A 1876-nucleotide genomic window follows, 5' to 3' on the forward strand; every position below is an offset into this window, starting at 1 on the left:
TCAGCTCCCGACACGTGACCCACACGTCGGGACCTGCCAGTTCACCCGTCCACTCACCCTGCATGACAGCATTCTGGCCCAACCGCTGCGCGGCCGGGCCAGAACAGAGATCTTCATCGGACTTCTAGGGCTCTCCGGCTACATCGGCGACGGCTCGGCGCGGTGGTCCGCCGTGGCCCGAACGGACGCGGCGCGGCTGATCCGGCTGGGGCTCGAGCGTGCCCCGGCCGCCGCCCGGCTGCACGCGGTCGCCGAGCCAGCCGTCACCACCCGCGCGATCGCCGAGGCCCTAGGCTCCGCCCTCGGCCTACCGGTCGCCTCGATCGCGCCCGGGGACGCCGAGGAGCACTTCGGCTTCATCGGCCACTTCTTCGCCCAGAGCATGACGGCCTCGAGCGAGCGCACCCGCGCCCTGCTCGCCTGGACCCCCTCCGGGCCGACCCTGCTCGAAGACATCGCCGCCGGCGCCTACAGCTGACGAGGCTGACCCGGCTGACGACGCTGACCCGGCCGACGACGCTGGCCCGGCCGACGAGGCTGACCCGGCTGACGGCGCTGGCCCGGCCGACGAGGCTGGCCCGGCCGACCCGGCCGACGAGGCCGATGAGGCAGACCCGCGCGACCCCGGCAGAGGCTCGCCGGGGTCGCGGACCCCCGCGCTCGGTCGGCCGATCGGGTGAAGTCTGAGCAAGTCTGAGCGTCGGCACTCCGCGACCGGCGGACCGGCGTGATGCACCGGGCGCTTGAGTGGGAAGGGTGCTGGTGTGGCAGAACCACCGCACGATGCCCCCGATGAGCAGAGCCCCGGCGGTGCGTCGCACGGGAAGATATCGCGGCGCCTGTTCGCCGCGGGAGCGATCACGCTGCTCGGCATGGGGCTCGCGCCGCGCGAGGGCCGGGCCGGCGCCGGTGCCGGCGACGATGCGTCGCGCTCGGACACGACGGACCGTCCCCCGGACGGGGTCACGGGCGTGCCCACTCCGGCGCAGCGGCTCGCGGCGCCGCAGTACTACGTGGACGACGCCGGGCCGATGGGCATCGCGCTGACCCTCGACGACGGGCCGCACCCGGTCTACACGCCGCAGGTCCTCGACATCCTGCAGCAGTACGGCATCCAGGCGACGTTCAACATGATCGGGCGCCAGATCGGAAGCAACCTCTCGCTGGTGCGCGAGGTCGCAGCGGCCGGCCACACCATCACAAACCACACCTGGGACCACGCGGACATGCGCAGCTACTCCACCGCGCGGGTGATCTCCGAGATCGACCGCTGCAACGACGCGCTCTCCAACGCGGGCCAGACCCCGACGATCTTCCGCGCGCCCTACGGCTACTGGACCCCCGCCGTCTTCGAAGGCTGCGCCGCGCGCGAACTGACCCCGCTGGGCTGGTCGGTAGACCCGCAGGACTGGGACACCGCGCACGTACACACCTGGGACATCGTCAACACCGTGCTGCGCAAGACCGGCCCGCACGACATCATCCTCGAGCACGACGGCGGCGGCGACCGCTCCAACACCGTGGCAGCCCTGCGCATCTTCATCCCAGCGCTACTCGAGCGCGGCTTCGTCTTCGCCGCGGTCTAGCCGACGCATTCCGATCGCCCAGGGGACGAGGTGAGAGTATCTATGTTCTGCTTGCGACGTAGGCCTGGGCACCCCCGCCACCGCTCTCTCCGCACAATGGACGACGGCCTGACCAGAATCCGGCCGACGTGCCGGGCGACAGCCGCAGCTGACCAACTGCGATCCCGTATGCGTGGCTGTGGCTGTGGCGACAATTGCTGATTGCTGATTGCTGATTGCTGGGTGCTGGGTGCTGGGTGCTGGGTGCTGGGTGTCAGGCGGCGCGGATCGCGACGCCCTCGATTTCGGAG

The 1876-nt window shown here is 71.2% G+C and carries 2 protein-coding genes; both read left to right on the forward strand.

Translation table 11 applies throughout. From position 1 onward, the window contains the following. Positions 1-478: Rossmann-fold NAD(P)-binding domain-containing protein (locus KDL01_RS40830; protein ID WP_498038007.1), on the forward strand; the 478-nt coding region annotated here is incomplete at its 5' end. Between the two features lie 286 nt (positions 479-764). Beyond that, complete coding sequence (locus tag KDL01_RS40835; RefSeq protein ID WP_212534094.1) at positions 765-1586, forward strand: polysaccharide deacetylase family protein; 822 nt, start codon at positions 765-767, stop codon at positions 1584-1586. The last annotated feature ends 290 nt before the right edge of the window (positions 1587-1876 follow it).

Origin of the sequence: Actinospica durhamensis (genome assembly GCF_018139695.1) — a bacterium.
Classification (GTDB): Bacteria; Actinomycetota; Actinomycetes; order Streptomycetales; family Catenulisporaceae; genus Actinospica; species Actinospica durhamensis.